At 54.3% G+C, this 18,216-nt stretch carries 12 protein-coding genes; 4 read left to right on the top strand and 8 right to left on the bottom strand.

The window, feature by feature from the left end; translation table 11 throughout:
- Positions 1 to 143 precede the first annotated feature (143 nt).
- Both D3P08_RS14495 and D3P08_RS14490 read right to left on the bottom strand, forming a co-directional pair.
- On the bottom strand, positions 144 to 1,382 hold the full coding sequence (locus tag D3P08_RS14495; RefSeq protein ID WP_162848486.1) for an MFS transporter: 1,239 nt from the start codon (positions 1,380 to 1,382) through the stop codon (positions 144 to 146).
- 62 nt (positions 1,383 to 1,444) lie between these two features.
- Positions 1,445 to 1,630, bottom strand: a complete 186-nt coding sequence (locus D3P08_RS14490) for a nitroreductase family protein (RefSeq protein ID WP_119600409.1) — start codon at positions 1,628 to 1,630, stop codon at positions 1,445 to 1,447.
- A gap of 184 nt (positions 1,631 to 1,814) precedes the next feature.
- On the opposite strand from D3P08_RS14490, the gene D3P08_RS14485 reads away from it, so the two are divergent.
- Complete coding sequence (locus tag D3P08_RS14485) at positions 1,815 to 2,690, top strand: helix-turn-helix transcriptional regulator (protein WP_162848485.1); 876 nt, start codon at positions 1,815 to 1,817, stop codon at positions 2,688 to 2,690.
- Between the two features lie 193 nt (positions 2,691 to 2,883).
- Here the strand turns inward: D3P08_RS14485 and D3P08_RS14480 are convergent, their stop codons facing one another.
- Both D3P08_RS14480 and D3P08_RS14475 read right to left on the bottom strand, forming a co-directional pair.
- Complete coding sequence (locus D3P08_RS14480; RefSeq protein ID WP_119600447.1) at positions 2,884 to 3,648, bottom strand: SDR family oxidoreductase; 765 nt, start codon at positions 3,646 to 3,648, stop codon at positions 2,884 to 2,886.
- An 88-nt stretch (positions 3,649 to 3,736) separates the two neighbouring features.
- A complete protein-coding gene (locus D3P08_RS14475; protein WP_119600407.1) occupies positions 3,737 to 4,555 on the bottom strand; it encodes a MerR family transcriptional regulator in 819 nt (272 codons plus the stop codon).
- A gap of 326 nt (positions 4,556 to 4,881) precedes the next feature.
- On the opposite strand from D3P08_RS14475, the gene D3P08_RS14470 reads away from it, so the two are divergent.
- Complete coding sequence (locus D3P08_RS14470) at positions 4,882 to 5,973, top strand: PRK06851 family protein (protein ID WP_119600406.1); 1,092 nt, start codon at positions 4,882 to 4,884, stop codon at positions 5,971 to 5,973.
- 133 nt (positions 5,974 to 6,106) lie between these two features.
- Here the strand turns inward: D3P08_RS14470 and D3P08_RS14465 are convergent, their stop codons facing one another.
- Both D3P08_RS14465 and D3P08_RS14460 read right to left on the bottom strand, forming a co-directional pair.
- Positions 6,107 to 6,790 (bottom strand): Type 1 glutamine amidotransferase-like domain-containing protein, encoded by a 684-nt coding sequence (locus tag D3P08_RS14465; protein ID WP_119600405.1) that lies wholly within the window; start codon positions 6,788 to 6,790, stop codon positions 6,107 to 6,109.
- Between the two features lie 47 nt (positions 6,791 to 6,837).
- A complete protein-coding gene (locus tag D3P08_RS14460) occupies positions 6,838 to 7,236 on the bottom strand; it encodes a DUF1801 domain-containing protein (protein ID WP_240647525.1) in 399 nt (132 codons plus the stop codon).
- A gap of 353 nt (positions 7,237 to 7,589) precedes the next feature.
- Here D3P08_RS14460 and D3P08_RS14455 point away from each other — a divergent pair, with 353 nt between their 5' ends.
- Positions 7,590 to 8,798, top strand: coding sequence for a low temperature requirement protein A (locus D3P08_RS14455; protein WP_119600403.1), 1,209 nt, complete (start codon positions 7,590 to 7,592; stop codon positions 8,796 to 8,798).
- Positions 8,799 to 8,872: 74 nt separating this feature from the next.
- Here D3P08_RS14455 and D3P08_RS14450 read toward each other — a convergent pair whose 3' ends face one another.
- The gene (locus D3P08_RS14450; RefSeq protein WP_119600402.1) at positions 8,873 to 10,075 is read right to left on the bottom strand and encodes an MFS transporter; all 1,203 of its coding nucleotides are present in this window, start codon (positions 10,073 to 10,075) and stop codon (positions 8,873 to 8,875) included.
- A gap of 61 nt (positions 10,076 to 10,136) precedes the next feature.
- The gene (locus D3P08_RS14445; RefSeq protein ID WP_119600401.1) at positions 10,137 to 10,736 is read right to left on the bottom strand and encodes a TetR/AcrR family transcriptional regulator; all 600 of its coding nucleotides are present in this window, start codon (positions 10,734 to 10,736) and stop codon (positions 10,137 to 10,139) included.
- Between the two features lie 282 nt (positions 10,737 to 11,018).
- On the opposite strand from D3P08_RS14445, the gene D3P08_RS14440 reads away from it, so the two are divergent.
- The gene (locus D3P08_RS14440; RefSeq protein WP_119600400.1) at positions 11,019 to 18,167 is read left to right on the top strand and encodes an OmpL47-type beta-barrel domain-containing protein; all 7,149 of its coding nucleotides are present in this window, start codon (positions 11,019 to 11,021) and stop codon (positions 18,165 to 18,167) included.
- Positions 18,168 to 18,216 lie beyond the last annotated feature (49 nt).

The following is an 18,216-nucleotide window of genomic DNA, read 5'->3' as shown; positions in this document are numbered from 1 at the left end:
CGGCAGCCCTGATTTTCGCTAAGCTCGATAAACCGGCTATCCCTGCCGATCGTTTCACCGATAAGCCGGACCTTATCGTACACCGTAAGCATTTCTGGGCCAGTCAGTAATGCTTCCCTAGGGACATTTTCATTATCGAAGCGCTAGTCCCCCTTGATGGATGTGCCCTTGTGCTCTCCCTCCCTGTTTTCCGCCACTCCCGGCATCCGGCTGCTTCTCGATCTGGCCAGGCTGATGCCGTAAACCGCCAAAAGCGCAACAAGCAGCACGGCCGAGTACAGAAACACTGCTTCATACCCTGATGCTTGCGCAATAACCCCAAATGAGATCGAACCGAGCGCGATTCCGCTGTCCATGCCAACCAGAAACGTGCTGTTCGCCGCTCCCCGGCGGTCCTTCGCTGCGCGTTGGATCGTCCAAGCTAGAATGGACGGCTGCACCGCTCCAAAGGACAAACCATACAAGCAAGCCGCGATGATGAACATCATTTGGCCGGAAGCCAGCGATAAGACGATGAACGCAATGACGCCGATCGTCAAGCCGGGGAGAAGCACCGTGGCGTGGCCTCTTGCATCAAACAATTTGCCGGCCGGGGGGCGAACCAGCATCGCCGCCGCGTTCGACACTAGGAAAAAGATGCCGCCGTTCTCGATTCCCAGCTTCATACCCAACAGACTGGCGAAAGATATAATCCCGCCGTAACCAATCGTAAAGAGCAGAATGAGCAGGGCCGGGAAAAGCGATGTCCGCTCGAAGAGCTTGTTCCGAGAGCGACTCTGCCCGCCTTCTGGAAGGGATGCTCTTAACGCCGAATGGCTTCCGGCGCCCGGCAGGAACAGCAGCAAAGACAAAAGCGCAAGGAAGCACGCCGTTCCGAAAAACGCCGACGGCCCGTACTTGTCGATCAACCACCCGCCAATGAATGGGGCAACAGCCATGCCCGCCATACCGAATAGCATGAACGTGCCGATACCGGCTCCCTGACGGTCGGAAGGGACCAGATCGGACACGATCGTCGAATATGCGGCTGTCATAATCCCCCAGCCGATGCCCAGCAACAGGCTGACGCTCAACATCCAACCCACCTGGGCCGATATCGCGTATGCGCCTGCCGCTAACGCTAGAACGATCGAACCGAGAACCACAACCGGTCGGCGGCGGAAGCGATCGAGCGCATATCCGCTGAAAGGCCGGATGAGCACAGCTGCAATTGTAATTAATCCGGTGATCCATCCAACCGCGGATTCGCTGCCACCGTTGTCTATCATATAGACAGGCAATATCGGCAGCAGCATTTGAAAGGAGCAAAAAAGAAATAAATTGCATACACAGATACGTAGATAGGTTCCTGACCAGTAGCTTTGTTTCGGATATTTCCGCATATGGCGGCACCACCCTCTCGTTTCTAATGAAAAAGCCGCAGCGTCTCTTTCGTATTCGCCCATCATTTTTCGGATTGTCTCCCGAACAATACGACGATGCGCGCCCTTTGAGAGTTGAAAGCAGACGGCGTATGTTTAACCGCATAACGGACGATATGCTCAATGCACTCAGATGATTCGAATCGCTCTTTGCTTAAACCATAATTGGCACGTTTTTCTTTGACTGCCTCCAAAAATGCCGTGCTCATTTTTAATTTCCTCCATTCCCTTCATCTGCCTGTATCCGTTAAAATATTAGCAGCACGCAAGCTGCCAATGCGGGATTTGGCTACGGCATCATCTTACCTTCTGTCGGCAGCGGCAGGGAAGAACTCTGTTACTATTATTATTCATCATACAAGTACTACTGATCCTATAAGTAAGAGTATCAGCTTGGGGGAGTGGATCATCATAAACAACGACCAAAGACGTATAGAACTCAGCCGTTTCCTGCGTACGCGCCGGCAGAAGCTATCGCCGCAGAGCGCAGGGCTGCAGAACGCCGATCATATCCGGCGAAGAACGAAAGGACTGCGGCGGGAGGAAGTAGCGGCGCTAGCCGGCATCTCGCTGCCTTGGTATACATCGCTCGAACAAGGCAAGGACATCAACGTCTCCGATCAGGTGCTCGACAGCTTGGCGCGCGCGCTGAACTTGAGCAGCGATGAACGGGATCATCTATTCTTCCTCGCAGCCCCTCCACGGCCGATGATAAAGCCTAGTATCAACTGTCCCGTTCTATTACCTTCGCTTCAGTTTTTGCTGGATCAGATGCCGCAGGTTCCCGCCTATATTTCGGATGAGAAGATGCATGTACTCGCTTGGAATCGGCTGGCCTCCGCAGTGTTCGGCTCATTCGATACCGCCGAACAGCGCGAGCGCAATATGATCTGGCGCATGTTCATGCTGCCTTCATACCGAACGCTGTTCATCGATTGGGAAAGCCTGGCCGGATCGCTGCTAGGCCATTTCCGCTCGCTCTATACGCGGCATATCGAAGACGCCTGGTACGCTGGTTTTATCGCTGAACTCATGGAAGGCAGCCCCGAGTTCAAGGCATGGTGGGATAGCTACGAGGTGCAGTGCACGAGCCAGCATCCGCGCGCCATCTCGCATCCTCGGGTAGGGCTGCTCAATCTCGAAACACAGCTGCTGCGCTTCGAGGACTGCCAAGACCAGTTTTTGAACGTATTCATCCCCGATCCAAAAGACGGCTCGATGCATCGGCTGGCCAAGCTTGCGGAAGAGACGAATTCCTTCCAATCATAAAATACTTGCAAGGGCACGTTGCCGTTTTCACATATTGGCGTTTTTGTCGCCGGCCCGCGACACGAAGCTGTTCCATTCATAACAAAAACCCGCGTTTAGGCGGGTTCTAACCGGATTATGCTATTGTCCAACAGGCCGTGTCTTCCAATTCCTTACACGTCTTTATTCCAAGGGCTTTTGCAAGGCACGCCCCTTACAAATGCGACCCGCCGGTCGCGTCAAGCATCTGTCCTGTTACCCATCTGCCGTCCGGCGACGCCGCGAAAGCAACGATGTCCGCGATATCCGACGGTTCCCCAACACGCCCAAGCGCGGACATCTCTTCAGCAAACTTACGGCCTTCGGGGGCATGCAGCCACGGCTTGTTGACGTCCGTATCGACAATGCCCGGCATGACGGAATTCACGGTGATACCGCGCGGACCAAGAAGCTTAGCGAGATGCAAGGTGAAAGTATTGAGGGCGCCTTTGGTTAAGTTGTACGCCATAATATGAGGAAAGGCAATGCGTGTCACGCCGGATGAGATATTGATGATACGGCCGCCGTCTCGCAGGCGTTCCAGCGATTTCTGTACGAGAAAGAACGGCGCTTTGACATTGACTGCGAACAGCCGATCTAACTCCTCCTCGCTCGTCTCTTCAAACGAGGAGGAAGTTCCGATGCCGGCATTATTGACCAAGATATCAAATGTGTTATTGCCTGTTCTGCGAATGAGCTCCTCATCCAGAATCTTCAGCAGCCGGTCCACACCCTCCAGGGAATTAAGCTCGGCCCCGACCGGAAAAGCAGTGCCTCCAATGGCCTCGATTGCAGCTACAGTCTCATTTGCGTCGTCTATCCGTGTGCCGTAATGTACAACGACATTTGCGCCTTCAGCTGCAAGCCGCAGCGCGATCCCTCTGCCAATCCCCCGGCTGGCCCCCGTAACGAGTGCCGTTTTTCCTTCAAGGCGTTTCATATTCATGTCATCATCCACTCCCTATTCGTTGGTTGATCACATGATAAACCCTCCCCATTAGGGGAGAGTCAAGCGTTGCATCTCTTTTTTAAGCCCTTTCGATCGGTATGATCGTTTCCGCCATCCGCAGTTGGCCATAAATATCTTTGTCCGACATCAAATAGACCTCACGAGTTGGAATCGCCGCAAGGGGACTGTACCCCTTATTAGCGATCCATGACTGTAACGTCTCGATTGCCTTACAATTGTCTTTATAGGGGTTGCACCAGTGGGTATACGAAACGGCTTGCTTTATGGCCGGCATCTGATGAACCTTCACCCTGCAGCTTTCCGGGATCTCCCGCGATAACGGAATCGCAACCTCGATATCGGCAGATTCTTCATCGTGACTGCTGTGCCATATGATGGTTAAATCGTGGTCCGGCACTTCGCCCTGCGAGCTGACATACTGCTTCAGTTCGTCGATCAGCAGACACAGTTGGTCTTTGGGCAATATCTTGCGGATGGAAGCAACGAGAAGCGGTTCTACGCTACGAATCGTGATCTCCGTGTCCTCCGCTGCCGCCGCGTGCCGGTCGATCTGCAGTAGACGTTCATCGATCTCCGCAAGCAGTTTTTGAGCCTCGTGTATCTGCCGCTCCAGCTCTTTCCGCTTCCTAAGCAGCGTACGCTCCGCTAGCGTTAGAGTGACCGGTCCGGTGAGCAACGGCCGCATCATTTCGAGTGTTAATCCCTGTTCTTTGAATCCTTCTATACGACGGATGGTTAGGAGCTGCTCGGCCGAATAATAACGATACCCCGATTCTTCGTCCACACGCGCTGGCTTTAACAGGCCGAGCTTATCATAATGACGAAGTGTCTTCACCGTCACACCGCATATTTGGGCAAAGGTCCCAATTCTAAACATTCGGATTCCCCTTTATTGGAAAGTTGAGTCCCTGTCATGCAGCCCCATGCTAATAAAAGAATACCAAAACAACCTGGTGCACAAATCGGACACTGTAACGAAAGAAATGCTATTAGCTGTTCGACAAAACGGTTAAACGATCCTGCTGATCGCTTAACGGTGACAGCCGGCTTTGAAATATCGGCCAACTTGATAAACACCTCTGCGCGCCAACCGGAATAAGTTGAACAATAGGCATTTATCCCATATGCGCTTATGCCCCTGCCAATTCACGATATATGTGAAGGTTGCAGGCCGCAGGATAGGCGCGCAAAGGAGTGTTCAAATTGACCGAAAACGCATCCCACTACTTTGCCCGCGGCAACACCGCACACGGGGCTCATTTTTTGTATAAGTCGGCTTTCCAAGGGCTGGATAAGATTCTCGTCCTGACGGGTCCCCCAGGTACAGGCAAATCCACAATCATTCGTAAATTGGCGGAAAGTCTGGCTGACAGAGGGCAGCACGTGCAATGCTTCCATTCCCCGCTTCGGCCGGATGAGCTCGACGGCATGATTGCAACCGAGTTAAAGGTCGGCATTGTCGACCAGCAAGCTTGCGAGTGGTTCACAGAGAGCGGCGCAGGTGCAACTATCGAATTCGATTTTGGAGCGGCGCTTAATAACAGGGAGATTTCAGCGGAGACTCTTGGAAGGATCGAAGAACTCAAAGGAAAGCTTACTGAAGCTTATTCCAAAGCTTATGAATCCTTTGCAACCGCTTTACGGATTCATGATGAATGGGAAAAATTTTATATCGAAAGTATGGACTTCGATAAGGCCGATCAAATCACGCAGGAATTGATTCAGGAATTGTATGCCGGACACGAAAACGGAACCCCCGCCTCTGTCCGTCATTTGTTTTTCGGGGCTGCGACGCCTAAGGGCGCGTTTGATTTCATTCAAAGCTTGACAGCTCAGTTGAGCAGGCGGATTTTCATCAAAGGAAGACCGGGATCCGGTAAGTCCACGCTTTTGAAAAAGCTTGCCGCTTCGGCCGAGGAGAAGGGCATCGAGGTTCAGGTGTTTCATTGCGGTTTTGATCCAAACAGCCTGGATATGCTGATCTTCCCTGGGCTCAGCACGGCTATTTTCGACAGCACCGCCCCGCATGAATACTTTCCGGATCGTGACGGAGATGAGGTCTTGGATATGTATGAACGCACCATGACCCCAGGGACGGATGAAGCCTATGCGGCTGAAATAGCCGGGATTAGAGAACGATATTCAGCAAAAATGAAAGAAGCCACTTCACACCTAGCGGCAGCGGAAGCTATCGATTCACAGATCAAATCCTTCTATACAGCTGCGACAGATTTTTCAATCGTTGAGCAGCTGCGAATTCAGCTGCAGTCGGAATTAATGAGTCATAGCCTCTAGCAGCTGGAAAATCGTGTTGAGGCCATCCTTTTGGGGATGGCCTTTGGGCGTCCGTTTCTTTAATGGCAAAGGGAGCATATCAGCGGCAAACTGCTCCCTTGATCGTCTAACTCAAGCAAGTTATCTTCTATGCTTACTCCGGAGTACCATCAGGGCGAAAAAACGTCCACTGCCCTTCGGAAACAACTTCGGCCGCACCATCGATCACTTTAATGGCGGTCTGGTCGTCAATCGCATACGCCGGCCCCCGCATCCCGGCAGCCCATTTCTCTGCTGCAGCCCTTGTGTTATGCGGCAGCATCTCGTGATCCAGATGCGGAAACATTGCAAAATCAACCAGCCCCAGCGTTTCTTCGCCACCGGCGGGCGGAGTCCAGCCAACGAAAAATTCTCCGATCCTTGGGGCCATCACCATACTCCCTGCGCTCATTCCCACGTAAACAGCCTGCAGCGACGGCAATAGGTCCGCCAGCCCGGATTGCCGCATCCAGTGGCACAGGTAGAGGGCGTCGCCGCCCGACACTAGCAGGACGTCCGTCTCCCGGACCAGCGGCACCCACCGTTCTTCGCCGATGCTTGGCAGCGCTGTAAGCTCCAGCACGCCGACAGACTTCCAGCCCAGGTCGACCATGGGGCTCTCTTCTTTGCCGCTGATGAACTGCCAGGCTTTGACGCCGGGGCCGACCCAGGGGTGTCCGTACATCGCAGTGGGGATGCATAGGGCGTTGCAGTCGGCGATAGGCTTGCCCAGCAGGTCAACCAGCGCGTCGTGTATGCTTTTATTTTTGATGCCTGCAGATGTGAGCAGAAGCTTCATCACTTCACCCCTTGTCGTTGTGTGATTGCCTTTTTAGATCACCGAGATCACGTTACATCTACCCATCTGCCGACAACCTCTTTTAAAAGCTCTCTTTTTGCCTCGACATCCTTTAAATCGGTAAGTTTGATCGTAGCTCTATCATTTGCAGCCCATACCATAAACCCTTTGGGCACATCTTCGAAATGAGGCTTCAGGTTTACGGTTTCTTTCGCTTTAGCTCCGCGGTGAAGCACAAGTCTAAAAAAACCGTTGCCATGAAGGTTAAACGTTACTCTATCGTCATTATGTAAATAGAAGCTTGGCGCGTTCCATTTCACGTGTTCAGAAAGCCCCTTCTCCATACTTAGGATAATTTTTCTTACTTCCTCAATCTCCGTTTTAAATGGATGGTCAAGCTTCTGCAGAAATTCCTCGACTTGTTGGTTCCCTGAAACGATTTCCATGATCATCGCTCCTATCCCTATTCATTGCGTAGTACCTTCAATATTACAACAATTAATAACGCGGGTTTCTTTTCAATTGCTAACTTTACAATAACGTCTCGATATTGCCATTATAATTGTGCACAAATGCCGAGACCTTCACACTTCCTCTACTCGTAACGTTGCTTCGATCCCTCCGTTTATGTAGAGAAACGGTAACCGGCCATTCGGCCGGCTGTTGCCGGGCCAGTGTCGGGCTGCCGTTCATAGGCCGCTTATTTCTTCCAATCGAATGGGGCGCGTGATACAATCAGGACGAACCTGGGGAGGGAATGTTTCCCACACGAAGAGGGTGAGGAGAAAAGGTGAAGACAATGACTTCAGAGAACGCGTTATTCCGGAGCAGAGGCAGCATTGACTCGGGGAAGGTATCCTTTATTGAATTGTTTTTCGACTTGATTTTTGTCTTTGCCGTTACGCAGTTATCCCACTCCTTCCTAGAGCATTTCACTTGGGAAGGCGCGATCCGGCTCGGGCTGCTGACGATGGCCGTTTGGTGGGTCTGGATCTTTACCGCATGGGTGATGAACTGGCTGAATCCGGAGACGAACCGCGTTCGTTTTATGCTCATCGGACTCATGCTGGTCGGACTGATCATGTCCTCCTCGATTCCGAAAGCATTCGAGGAATCGGGATTGTATTTTGCGTTCGCTTACGTCATTTTCCAAGTTGGAAGAACCGCCTACACGGTATGGGTGCTTCGAAAAGGCTCGAAGGAGCTGCGCATTAACTTTATTCGGATTCTTAGCTGGCTGACCCTATCGGGGGTGTTCTGGATCGGCGGAGGGTTCGCGCATGAGGAGATGCGCCTGGCGTTCTGGTGCATTGCGCTGCTTATCGAATACGTCGCCCCGTCCTTAGGATTCTGGCTGCCGAAGGCGGGCAGGACGCCGACTACCGTGTGGAATGTGGAAGGCAACCATATGGCGGAGAGATGCGGTTTGTTCATCATTATCGCGCTTGGCGAATCGATTCTGGTGACAGGGGCCACCTTCGCCGGACTGGAATGGAACCCGCTTACCCTCGTTTCGTTCATTGCCGCTTTCCTTGGCTCGGTGGCGATGTGGTGGATTTATTTTCATATAACCGCCAAAGTCGGGCATCATTTCATCGCCCATTCCGCCGACCCGGGCAGAATCGCGCGTTCGGCTTACACGTATACTCATCTGCTCTTGGTAGCGGGCATTATTTTGTCCGCCGTGGCAGATGAACTGGTGCTCGCTCGTCCTTCCGGCCATATAGATTGGCAAACGGCCGCCGTCATTCTTGCGGGTCCGATGCTCTACTTGCTCGGAAACATGTTCTTTTTGCGGATCGTCGCAGGGGTCGTCTCCGCGCCTTATGTTACGGGAATCGTCATACTCGCGGTTTTATTCCCTTTTTCGGCGAGTCTTTCCGCTTTGCTCTTATCCGGCGTCGCAACGGTTACGCTTATCGTTGTTTCACTGTGGGGCTCCCGCTTCACCGACCGGCTTTGTCAAACAAAGCCACCATTGGAGCGCCAGCGAACAGCATCGGTGTAAGTCTAGCGCCCCCCAAAGATTCGAGGCTGCCACAACGAACGACGGCAGCCTCTTTTCATGCATATGCGGCTTCATCAGGAGACCGCATTCTCCCTCTGCCTGCCGCGCTTATTATTTCTAAGCGATAGGTAGAAGCAGAAGAGAAGCACCGCGCATGCGAGCATATACGGATAATTGATATCGAGATCGAACAGAAAACCGGCCGCAATAGGTCCCGCAATGTTACCGAGACTGGTGAACGCCGAGTTTAGGCCCGCGACGTAGCCTTGTTGGTCTTTGGCGAGCATTGACATTTGCGTGCTAATGGCCGGGCGCAAAATATCAATGGCCAAAAAGATAATAAATGTAACCGCAAAAATGAGCCAAAACGTATGAACAAAAAGTGTGGCCAGAATAAACGCGCCGGCGAAGAAAAGGCAGATTGTAATGACGCGCTTCTCGCCGAAACGGTTCAGAATCCAGCTGAAAACCGTAAGCTGCACAACCGCGCCGGCGATCGATCCGAACGTAATGATAAAGGCGATATCCTTGGGATCGAAGCCGAATTTGTGATCGACAAACAGTCCGAAGACCGTTTCAAAGTTCGCCAGTCCAAAGGATGCAACGAATACGAGAATTAAACTCAAAAAATACGGCTCTCGGTAAGCGTTCATCAGTTGAGTTGCAAGGCTGCTCCCTTGTAAGGCTGGCGCGTCGGACTCTTCCTTTCTCGAAGCGCGAGACTCTTTAAGGAGAAACAAAGTCATACAAGCGGCGACCAGACCCGCCGCGGCTGCTGTGTAAAAGGGCACGCGAATGCCGAATTCGGCAAGATAACCGCCAATGCCTGGGCCAATAATAAAACCCGTCGTAATCGACGCGTTAATATACCCCATCCCCGCCGCTCGTTCCTCTGTCGTTGTAACATCCGCCGCGTAAGCCATTACGGCCGGCATAATCAATGCGGCGCTAATGCCGCCGAGCATTCTTGAAACGAATAACAGAAGGGAAGAATTCGCGATCCCGAACAGCCCCTCAGACAGGGAAAAAATGACCATGCCGATGACGATCATTCTTTTCCTTCCGAAAGAATCCGCCATACGGCCGGCCAATGGGGAGAAGAGAAACTGCGTCAAGGAAAAGGCCGCAACCAGTAGGCCGACAGTCCCTCCGCTAATCCCCAGCTCCTCCATGTACTGAGGCATAATGGGGATGACTAAGCCAATACCCGTGAAAACTAAAAATAGATTTAACATGAGGATGATTACAGATCCCCGGTTTCTTAATAACAACGCCATGCTTCATGCCTCCAAATATTAATACTGAATATTCATTCTAGATTATCTCAAAAAAAAACCGCTAGCGGGGCGGATTCGCAATACCGTGCAAAAACACGTCCATCGCCAACCGATAAGCCGCTAACGTCTCATCTCGCTCCATTCTCCGCGTGTGCTGACTTAAACCATACAATAAACTGTCCAGAATGACGGCGAGCCCTGCAGCGTTCGTAACATGCAATTCCCCGTTATCGATCCCTTTCTGCAGCAGCTGCCGATTAAAATCGAGGTAGCCTTTGACCATTTCATTAATCCGTTCCTCCACATCGGAGGCCTTCTCCGAGTTGTTGAAAAACTCATCCATGGCCTTCGTCAGCGGATGATTGAATTGATCGAGCGCCAAATGCTCGGCCATCCCGTGCAATTTTTCGATAATGGTCGGATACTGCTGTTCCTTTGTCAGCCATCTTTCTTCCCATTCCTTGTCCCATTCTTCCATGAGATGCAAGAAAAGCCCTTCCTTACTTTTAAAATGATAATAGATGTTGCCCGCGCTGCACCCGGTTGCTTTCACGATTTCTTCGATCGATGAGGCTTTATAGCCCTTTTGCATAAATAATACCTTGGCGGCATCGGCGATCTTCTTTTTTGTCTGCTCGGTTTGCTGCTTTTTTTTATTCAACTGGTCTCACCCACCGTTCGTCGGCCAAATACTGAACATTTATTCAGTATTATATGCGGTAGGCAATAATAAAGCAACCACGCTTAATAGAATGAACGACCGAGCCATGAAGGGAATCACCTCAATAAACTTGGTAATTGGGAGGAAAACTATTCATTATAGATAGGTATATTCATCTCCTTCCCTGCGAAATAGGCAATCTATTAACGAAAGTTAATAGGAATCAAATCTCCGATTTGCTATGATGAGAGCGCCAATTTTGGTGAAGGAGGGAAACATCGAATGCGCAAAATCATTCCAGGGCTTCTGCTAATCGTGATCTTATCTATATTCATCCCATTTGGAGAGGACCGGCGCGCCTATGCCGCCGTTACGATGACGGCGCTGCCGGCTTCGGCCAACCTGCCTGCGAATGCAGTATTAGGGGCAGCGAGCCCCGTGATGCTGGGCTCCCAGATTTTATTCACCGGAGGACAGACGGGAAGTACCGGTTACCCTTCGCAGAGCTATATGTTTAACCCCGCTAATCAAACCTGGTCCTCTCACGTGCCCGCTCTGCAGCTGGCCTACCACCGCCAATCCATGCTAAGCGACAGTCGCGTGCTCGTTACCGGGGGCCATCAGTTCGTGAACGGTATCGGGTACGTGTACAATAATCAGCCACGTATCTATAGTCCGTTCACGAATTCATGGACGAACGCGGCGGCATTGCCCAAAAATATCGTCGGGAATTCACAGAGCACGCTAACAGACGGAAGGGTATTGATCGCGGGCGGCGCTGACAGCGTGTACTCCGTATATAGCAGCACATTGTACAGCAACGCTTATATTTATGACCCTGGCGCCAACGAATGGAACGAAGTCGCTCCTTTGCCCATCGGCCTTTACGGAGCCGTCCAAAGCACACTCAACGACGGACGGGTGCTGGTGACGGGAGGACAGAACAGTATTGTTCTGACTCTTCGGTCTTTTCTTTACGACCCGTCGTCCAACACGTGGACGGAAGCTGCACACATGCCATTTGACGGGGGGGATGTATTTTCCGGACACGCTCAGATCACGCTGCCTAACGGAAAAGTATTGGTTATGGGCAAAAACTATTTTTATTTGTATGATCCAGCCTCCAATACGTGGAAGATGGACAGCCCCAATCCGACCCGATTGGTGAATGCAAGCCTGGTAGCCCTTGGCGGCGATGTATACGTGATTGGGGGCTACGATGAAACAAGCGCTGTTGCAAACCAGACTGTATATAAGCTTACCTTCGACTTTGATCCGCCGACCGCGCCCGTCATTTCGGGCGTACCTTCCGGCTGGAGCACGTCCGATATCGAGGTCGCCATCGTTGCAGGGACGGATGCCGGAACTGGCGTGAACCGTACGGAGTTCAGCCTATCCGGCGCGATGACGCAGGGTTGGACAACGTACGACGGCTCGCCAATTGCCGTTACGGCTACAGGGCAGACGACAATCAGCGCGAGAACCGTCGATAACGCCGGTAATATAAGCGAAGTCTCGACTGCTGTGGCGAAGGTCGACAAAACAGTCCCTACTTCACCGTCGATTAACCGTTCTACAACTTCGTGGTCATCAACTGATGTCACTTTTACGCTCACGGGCGCGAGTGACGGATCGGGCTCAGGGATCCAAAGACAAGAGTTCAGTCTGTTGGGGGCGACGTCGCTTGGGTGGACGACCTATACCGGTACCGTGACAATTACTGCACAGGGAGAGACGACAATACAAGCGAGAAGCGTGGACAACGTAGGCCACGTGAGCAACATTCAATCGACCGTCGTCTTTATCGATAGGACGAGTCCTACCGTTCCTGCTGTCACGCTCTCTGAGACAAACTGGAGCAACGCGGATGTTACCGTGACGATTGCTCCGGGTATAGACATGGGCGGAGCCGGTGTCAGCAGGACGGAGTATAGACTTTCCGGAGCAACCAACTCAAGCTGGGCGACGTACAACGGACCGATAAAGATAAGCGCTGACGGGCAGACGGTCATCGAAGCAAGAACGGTCGACCGGGCAGGGAATATAAGCACAAGCAGAACAGCCACAGCAAAGGTGGACAAAACACAGCCGACAGCCCCGACGGTGACGCATAATGCGGGAGTATGGACGAATGCCGCAAGCGTCAGCGTAACAGTCGCGGCGGGGAGCGACGCAACCTCGGGAGCAGCGCGAACCGAATACAGTCTGAGCGGCGCTACAACGCGCGCCTGGACAGCTTATGCCGCTCCAGTCGCCATATCCGCCGAAGGTCAAACGACCGTTCACGCAAGAACAATCGATAATGCGGGCAATGTAAGCAGCACGGGCACAAGCACGGTGAGCATCGACCGAACAGCCCCATCCCTGCCGGTGATTACGCCTAACGATTCCGGATGGTCCGCAACGAACCTTAACGTCTCCATTACAGGGGCAGACACGGGCTCCGGCGTTATGCTTATCGAATATAAATTGTCGGGCGCGACAACCCAAAACTGGAGAACCTATACGGTTCCCATCAACATTACGAACGACGGCCAGACCGTGGTTGCCGCGAGGGTTGTGGACCGGGCTGGCAACGTGAGTTCTGAAGCTTTGGCGACACAGTCTATCGATAAGAAAGCGCCGGATGCTCCGACCCTTACTCCGGAGACGACGGAGTGGAGTCCGGCAGCAAGCGTCAAAGTAACGGCCGCTGCAGGCGCGGATACGGGCGGCTCCGGCGCAGACCGGGTCGAATACAGCTTGTCGGGCGCGACAACGCTGGGATGGACCGATTATAGCGTGCCGATCACTATAACTTCGGAAGGAACAACGACGGTCATTGCCAGAACGGTAGACCTTGCAGGCAACGTCGGCAATACGGCGTCAACATCCGTCCGTCTTGATCGGACAAAACCCGCTGCGCCCGCAGTCGCGTCCTCTTCGGCGGACTGGACGTCCTCCGATGTTACAATGACGGTGACGGGCGGAAGCGACGCGCTGTCAGGCGTCAAGCGGACGGAGTACCGGCTTACCGGCGCGACGACGCTGGACTGGACCACGTATACGGGAACTGTGACGATATCGGCCGAAGGAAGCACCGTACTCGAGGCCCGGGTTGTGGACAACGCAGGAAACGCCAGTCCGGCAGTGTCGGCTTCAGCCCGTGTTGACCGCAGCAAGCCGGCGGCACCTGCCATCTCGTATGATCATTCCGATGAGTGGGTATCCGCCGCAAGCGTATCGGTCGCGGTCTCCGAAGGCGCGGACAGCGGGGGCTCAGGCGTCGCGAAGGTAGAATACAGCTTGTCTGGAGCGACGTCGGTAGACTGGAAAACCTACGAAAGCCCAATTCTTGTAACAGCAGAAGGCGAAACAACCGTATCGGCGAGAACCGTTGACTCCGCGGGAAATAGAAGCAGCCTTGCGACGACTGTCGTGAAGCTGGACCGGACGAAGCCGGCAGCGCCAAGCATCAGCGGCTCCGCGACCGATTGGACGCCGGATGATATTGAAGTCGACGTCACAGCCGGTGTTGATGCGCTGTCGGGCACCGATAAGACCGAGTACCGCTTAAGCGGGGCGGCCGAGATGGACTGGACGACGTATTCCGAACCATTCACCATCAAGGCGGAAGGCGAAACGACGGTAACGGTTCGATCTATTGATCTTGCGGGCAACCTGAGTGAAACAGCCGAATGGACGGCCCGCATCGACCGGACGGCCCCTGAGGCGCCGCTTATTCTGTCGCCGGAGGACGGCGTTGTAACGAATGACGCGTTGCCGCAGCTGAGGGGCACGGCGGAAAAGGGCTCTAGCATACAGCTGGAATGGAACGGGCAGCCTCTGCCTCTGGTTAAAGCGGATAATGACCGCGGCGAATGGTCATATACACCCGCCAGCGCGCTTGCGGATGGCGATTATGAAATTACTGCCATTGCAGTCGATTCGGCGGGTAATGAAAGCGAGGAAGCCGCCAGCATAACGCTGACGGTTGATACGACTCCGCCGGGCAAGCCGGTCATCCTCGAGCCGGCACCGGGGGCTGCAATTAACAACCCGGATCTGATTGTGAAGGGCGAAGCGGAGCCGCATGCGAAAGTTGACTTGTACCTGAATGAAGAACGAACAGCGGTTGCAACAACAACAGTGAAAGAGGATGGAACCTGGACGATCACGTACGACAAGCCGCTTGACGACGGCGTTTATGTCTGGAAAGCCATCGCAACGGACGCTGCGGGCAATGCCAGCCCGGCTTCCGATACGGTTAGCTGGACGCTCGATACGGAGGCGCCGGAGGCCCCGGCAATCGCGTCCTCTTCGGCGGACTGGACGTCCTCCGATGTTACAATGACGGTGACGGGCGGAAGTGACGCGTTGTCTGGCGTCAAGCGGACGGAATACCGGCTTACCGGCGCGACGGCGCTGGACTGGACCACGTATACGGGAACTGTGACGATATCGGCCGAAGGAAGCACCACGCTCGAGGCCCGGGTCGTGGACAACGCCGGAAACGCCAGTCCGGCAGTGTCGGCTTCAGCCCGTATTGACCGCAGCAAGCCGGCGGCACCTGCCATCTCGTATGATCATTCCGATGAGTGGGTATCCGCCGCAAGCGTATCGGTCGCGGTCTCCGAAGGCGCGGACAGCGGGGGCTCAGGCGTCGCGAAGGTAGAATACAGCTTGTCTGGAGCGACGTCGGTAGACTGGAAAACTTACGAAAGCCCAATTCTTGTAACAGCAGAAGGCGAAACAACCGTATCGGCGAGAACCGTTGACTCCGCGGGAAATAGAAGCAGCCTTGCGACGACTGTCGTGAAGCTGGACCGGACGAAGCCGGCAGCGCCAAGCATCAACGGCTCCGCGACCGATTGGACGCCGGATGATATTGAAGTCGACGTCACAGCCGGTGTTGATGCGCTGTCGGGCACCGATAAGACCGAGTACCGCTTAAGCGGCGCGGCCGAGATGGACTGGACGACGTATTCCGAACCATTCACCATCAAGGCGGAAGGCGAAACGACGGTAACGGTTCGATCTATTGATCTTGCGGGCAACCTGAGTGAAACAGCCGAATGGACGGCCCGCATCGACCGGACGGCCCCTGAGGCGCCGCTTATTCTGTCGCCGGAGGACGGCGTTGTAACGAATGACGCGTTGCCGCAGCTGAGGGGCACGGCGGAAAAGGGCTCTACCATACAGCTGGAATGGAACGGACAGCTTCTGCCTCTGGTCAAAGCGGATGATGACCGCGGCGAATGGTCATATACACCCGCCAGCGCGCTCGCGGATGGCGTTTATGAAATCACTGCCATTGCAGTCGATTCGGCGGGTAATGAAAGCGAGGAAGCCGCCAGCATAACGCTGACGGTTGATACGACTCCGCCGGGCAAGCCGGTCATCCTCGAGCCGGCACCAGGGGCTGCAATTAATAATCCGGTGCTGGTCGTGAAGGGTGAAGCGGAGCCGCATGCGAAAGTCGACCTATATCTGGATGAAGAACGGACTGCGGTTGAAACAACAACAGCAAAAGAGGATGGAACCTGGGCGATCACGTACGACAAGCCGCTTGACGACGGCGTTTATGTCTGGAAAGCCATCGCAACGGACGCTGCGGGTAATGCCAGCCCGGCCTCCGGTACGGTTAGCTGGACGCTCGATACGGAAGCGCCGGAGGAGCCGGCAATCACGTCGCCGGTTGGCGATACCGTGACGAATGATAACCGCGCCATTTTCACTGGGACGGCGGAGAAAGGGTCGGTCGTCACGCTGCTGCTTGATGGCCGCGACGACGATATCGAAGTGAACGTCGATGAGGACGGCTTATGGAGCTATTCTCCGACGTCTGCTCTGCATGACGGCCCGCATACGCTTCAGGCGTTTGCAACCGATACGGCAGGCAATGCCGGAGCGTCATCGGATACGGTCGCCTGGACGATCGACACACTCGCCCCAGAGACGCCGATAATTGAAGCTCCGATCGAAGGAGCACATGTTCCGACGGCTAAGCCGGCATGGTCGGGACGAGCAGAGGCAGGATCGATCATCAGCTTCATCCTGGACGGCTCTAAGCTTGCGGAAGCTGCGGCTGGAGATAACGGCGAGTGGACTTACGTACCCGCCGAGCCTATTGCTGACGGCACCCATACACTAGCCGTATTGTCCAAAGACGCCGCAGGCAACGAAAGCGAGCAATCGGAGATGGTTTCGTTCACGATTGATACAGCCAAACCAGCCATTCCAACCGTCTCGCAGCCGACGGAGGGCTCTGTGACGAATCAGCGCAAACCGGTCATCTCGGGCATCTCCGAGCCTGGCGCAAGCATCTCCATCTACTTGGACGGAGAGCATGCGGGAGACGTTGAAGCGGATATGAATGGCCAGTGGAGCTTTACGCCTGCTGCAGAGCTTGCTATTGGCGAGCATGCTGTACGGGCTCTCGCGACAGACCTGGCCGGCAACGCAAGCAACCGTTCCGCGGAGCAGACTTTCCAAGTCGTTTCGGACAACGCAAGGTTAGGACTGCTGGAGCTGAAGGATGTTCCTCTGGGCGAAGAGTTCGACGGAGCGACGATGGACTATACGGCAACTGCCCCTTATTTCCAGTCCAGCATATCGATCGCGGCGGAGCCGGAGGACGCAAAGGCGACGATTCGTATTTTGCAGGAAGGGACCGTCATTGATAATCCCGTCACATTATCGGTGGGGACGCAGACCTTCGCGATTGAGGTAACAGCGCAAGACGGCACGACCGTGCTGGTCTATACCCTGAAGGTGACACGGATGCCGTTTCCGTACGTGCCGCCAGCCGAGCCGGAGGAGACGGAAGATCCGGAAGAGGAGACGGAGAAGCCGTCAGCTCCTCTCGTATGTGAGCCTACTGGAGCCGCTCCGCGGACGTTTGGCGATCTGGCCGGCCACTGGGCGGAGGGCATCGTGACGAAGGCCTCCGGCTGCGGCATCGTCAGCGGCTATGAAGACGGCAATTTCCGGCCCGATGCAAAGCTGACACGCGCACAGTTCATCGTAATGCTGATCAATGCGCTGGCGGCAGATAACATGGAACCAGGAGGCGCCCGAACAGAAGCTCATTCGTTCGCGGATGCCGGCCACATACCAGCATGGGCAGCAGACGCAATCGCTAAAGCCGTAGAGCTTGGCATCATCAGCGGCTATGACGACGGCACGTTTCGTCCGGACGCTCCGGTGACGCGCGCCGAAATGGTGACGATGGCTGCGAGGGCGGCTGGACTAGCACCGCTTCCTTCCTCCGGTAGCCGCCCGTTCGCCGACCATGACGCGATTCCGGAATGGGCGCAGGGCTTTATCGCAGCGGCGAAAGAACTCGGCTACGTCCAGGGCAAGTCGGACAACAGCTTTGCGCCGCTTGCGGGCTCTACAAGAGCGGAGGCGGTCGCCCTTCTGCTGCGGATGAGCGAACCGATTGCGTAATCGTTATGAAGGACCGGCCTACATTGGCCGGTCCTTTTTTTGTTGATCC

The sequence above is a fragment of the Paenibacillus nanensis genome, from assembly GCF_003583765.1.
GTDB lineage: Bacteria > Bacillota > Bacilli > Paenibacillales > Paenibacillaceae > Pristimantibacillus > Pristimantibacillus nanensis.
This window is presented reverse-complemented; position numbering and strand designations above follow the sequence as displayed.

Coding starts and splice junctions, on each gene's coding strand:
- D3P08_RS14455 (WP_119600403.1), top strand. CDS start 7,590: ATGACTTCAGAGAACGCGTTATTCCGGAGCAGAGGCAGCATTGACTCG.
- D3P08_RS14440 (WP_119600400.1), top strand. CDS start 11,019: ATGCGCAAAATCATTCCAGGGCTTCTGCTAATCGTGATCTTATCTATA.
- D3P08_RS14450 (WP_119600402.1), bottom strand. CDS start 10,075: ATGGCGTTGTTATTAAGAAACCGGGGATCTGTAATCATCCTCATGTTA.
- D3P08_RS14465 (WP_119600405.1), bottom strand. CDS start 6,790: ATGAAGCTTCTGCTCACATCTGCAGGCATCAAAAATAAAAGCATACAC.
- D3P08_RS14460 (WP_240647525.1), bottom strand. CDS start 7,236: ATGGAAATCGTTTCAGGGAACCAACAAGTCGAGGAATTTCTGCAGAAG.
- D3P08_RS14480 (WP_119600447.1), bottom strand. CDS start 3,648: ATGAAACGCCTTGAAGGAAAAACGGCACTCGTTACGGGGGCCAGCCGG.
- D3P08_RS14490 (WP_119600409.1), bottom strand. CDS start 1,630: ATGAGCACGGCATTTTTGGAGGCAGTCAAAGAAAAACGTGCCAATTAT.
- D3P08_RS14495 (WP_162848486.1), bottom strand. CDS start 1,382: ATGCGGAAATATCCGAAACAAAGCTACTGGTCAGGAACCTATCTACGT.
- D3P08_RS14475 (WP_119600407.1), bottom strand. CDS start 4,555: ATGTTTAGAATTGGGACCTTTGCCCAAATATGCGGTGTGACGGTGAAG.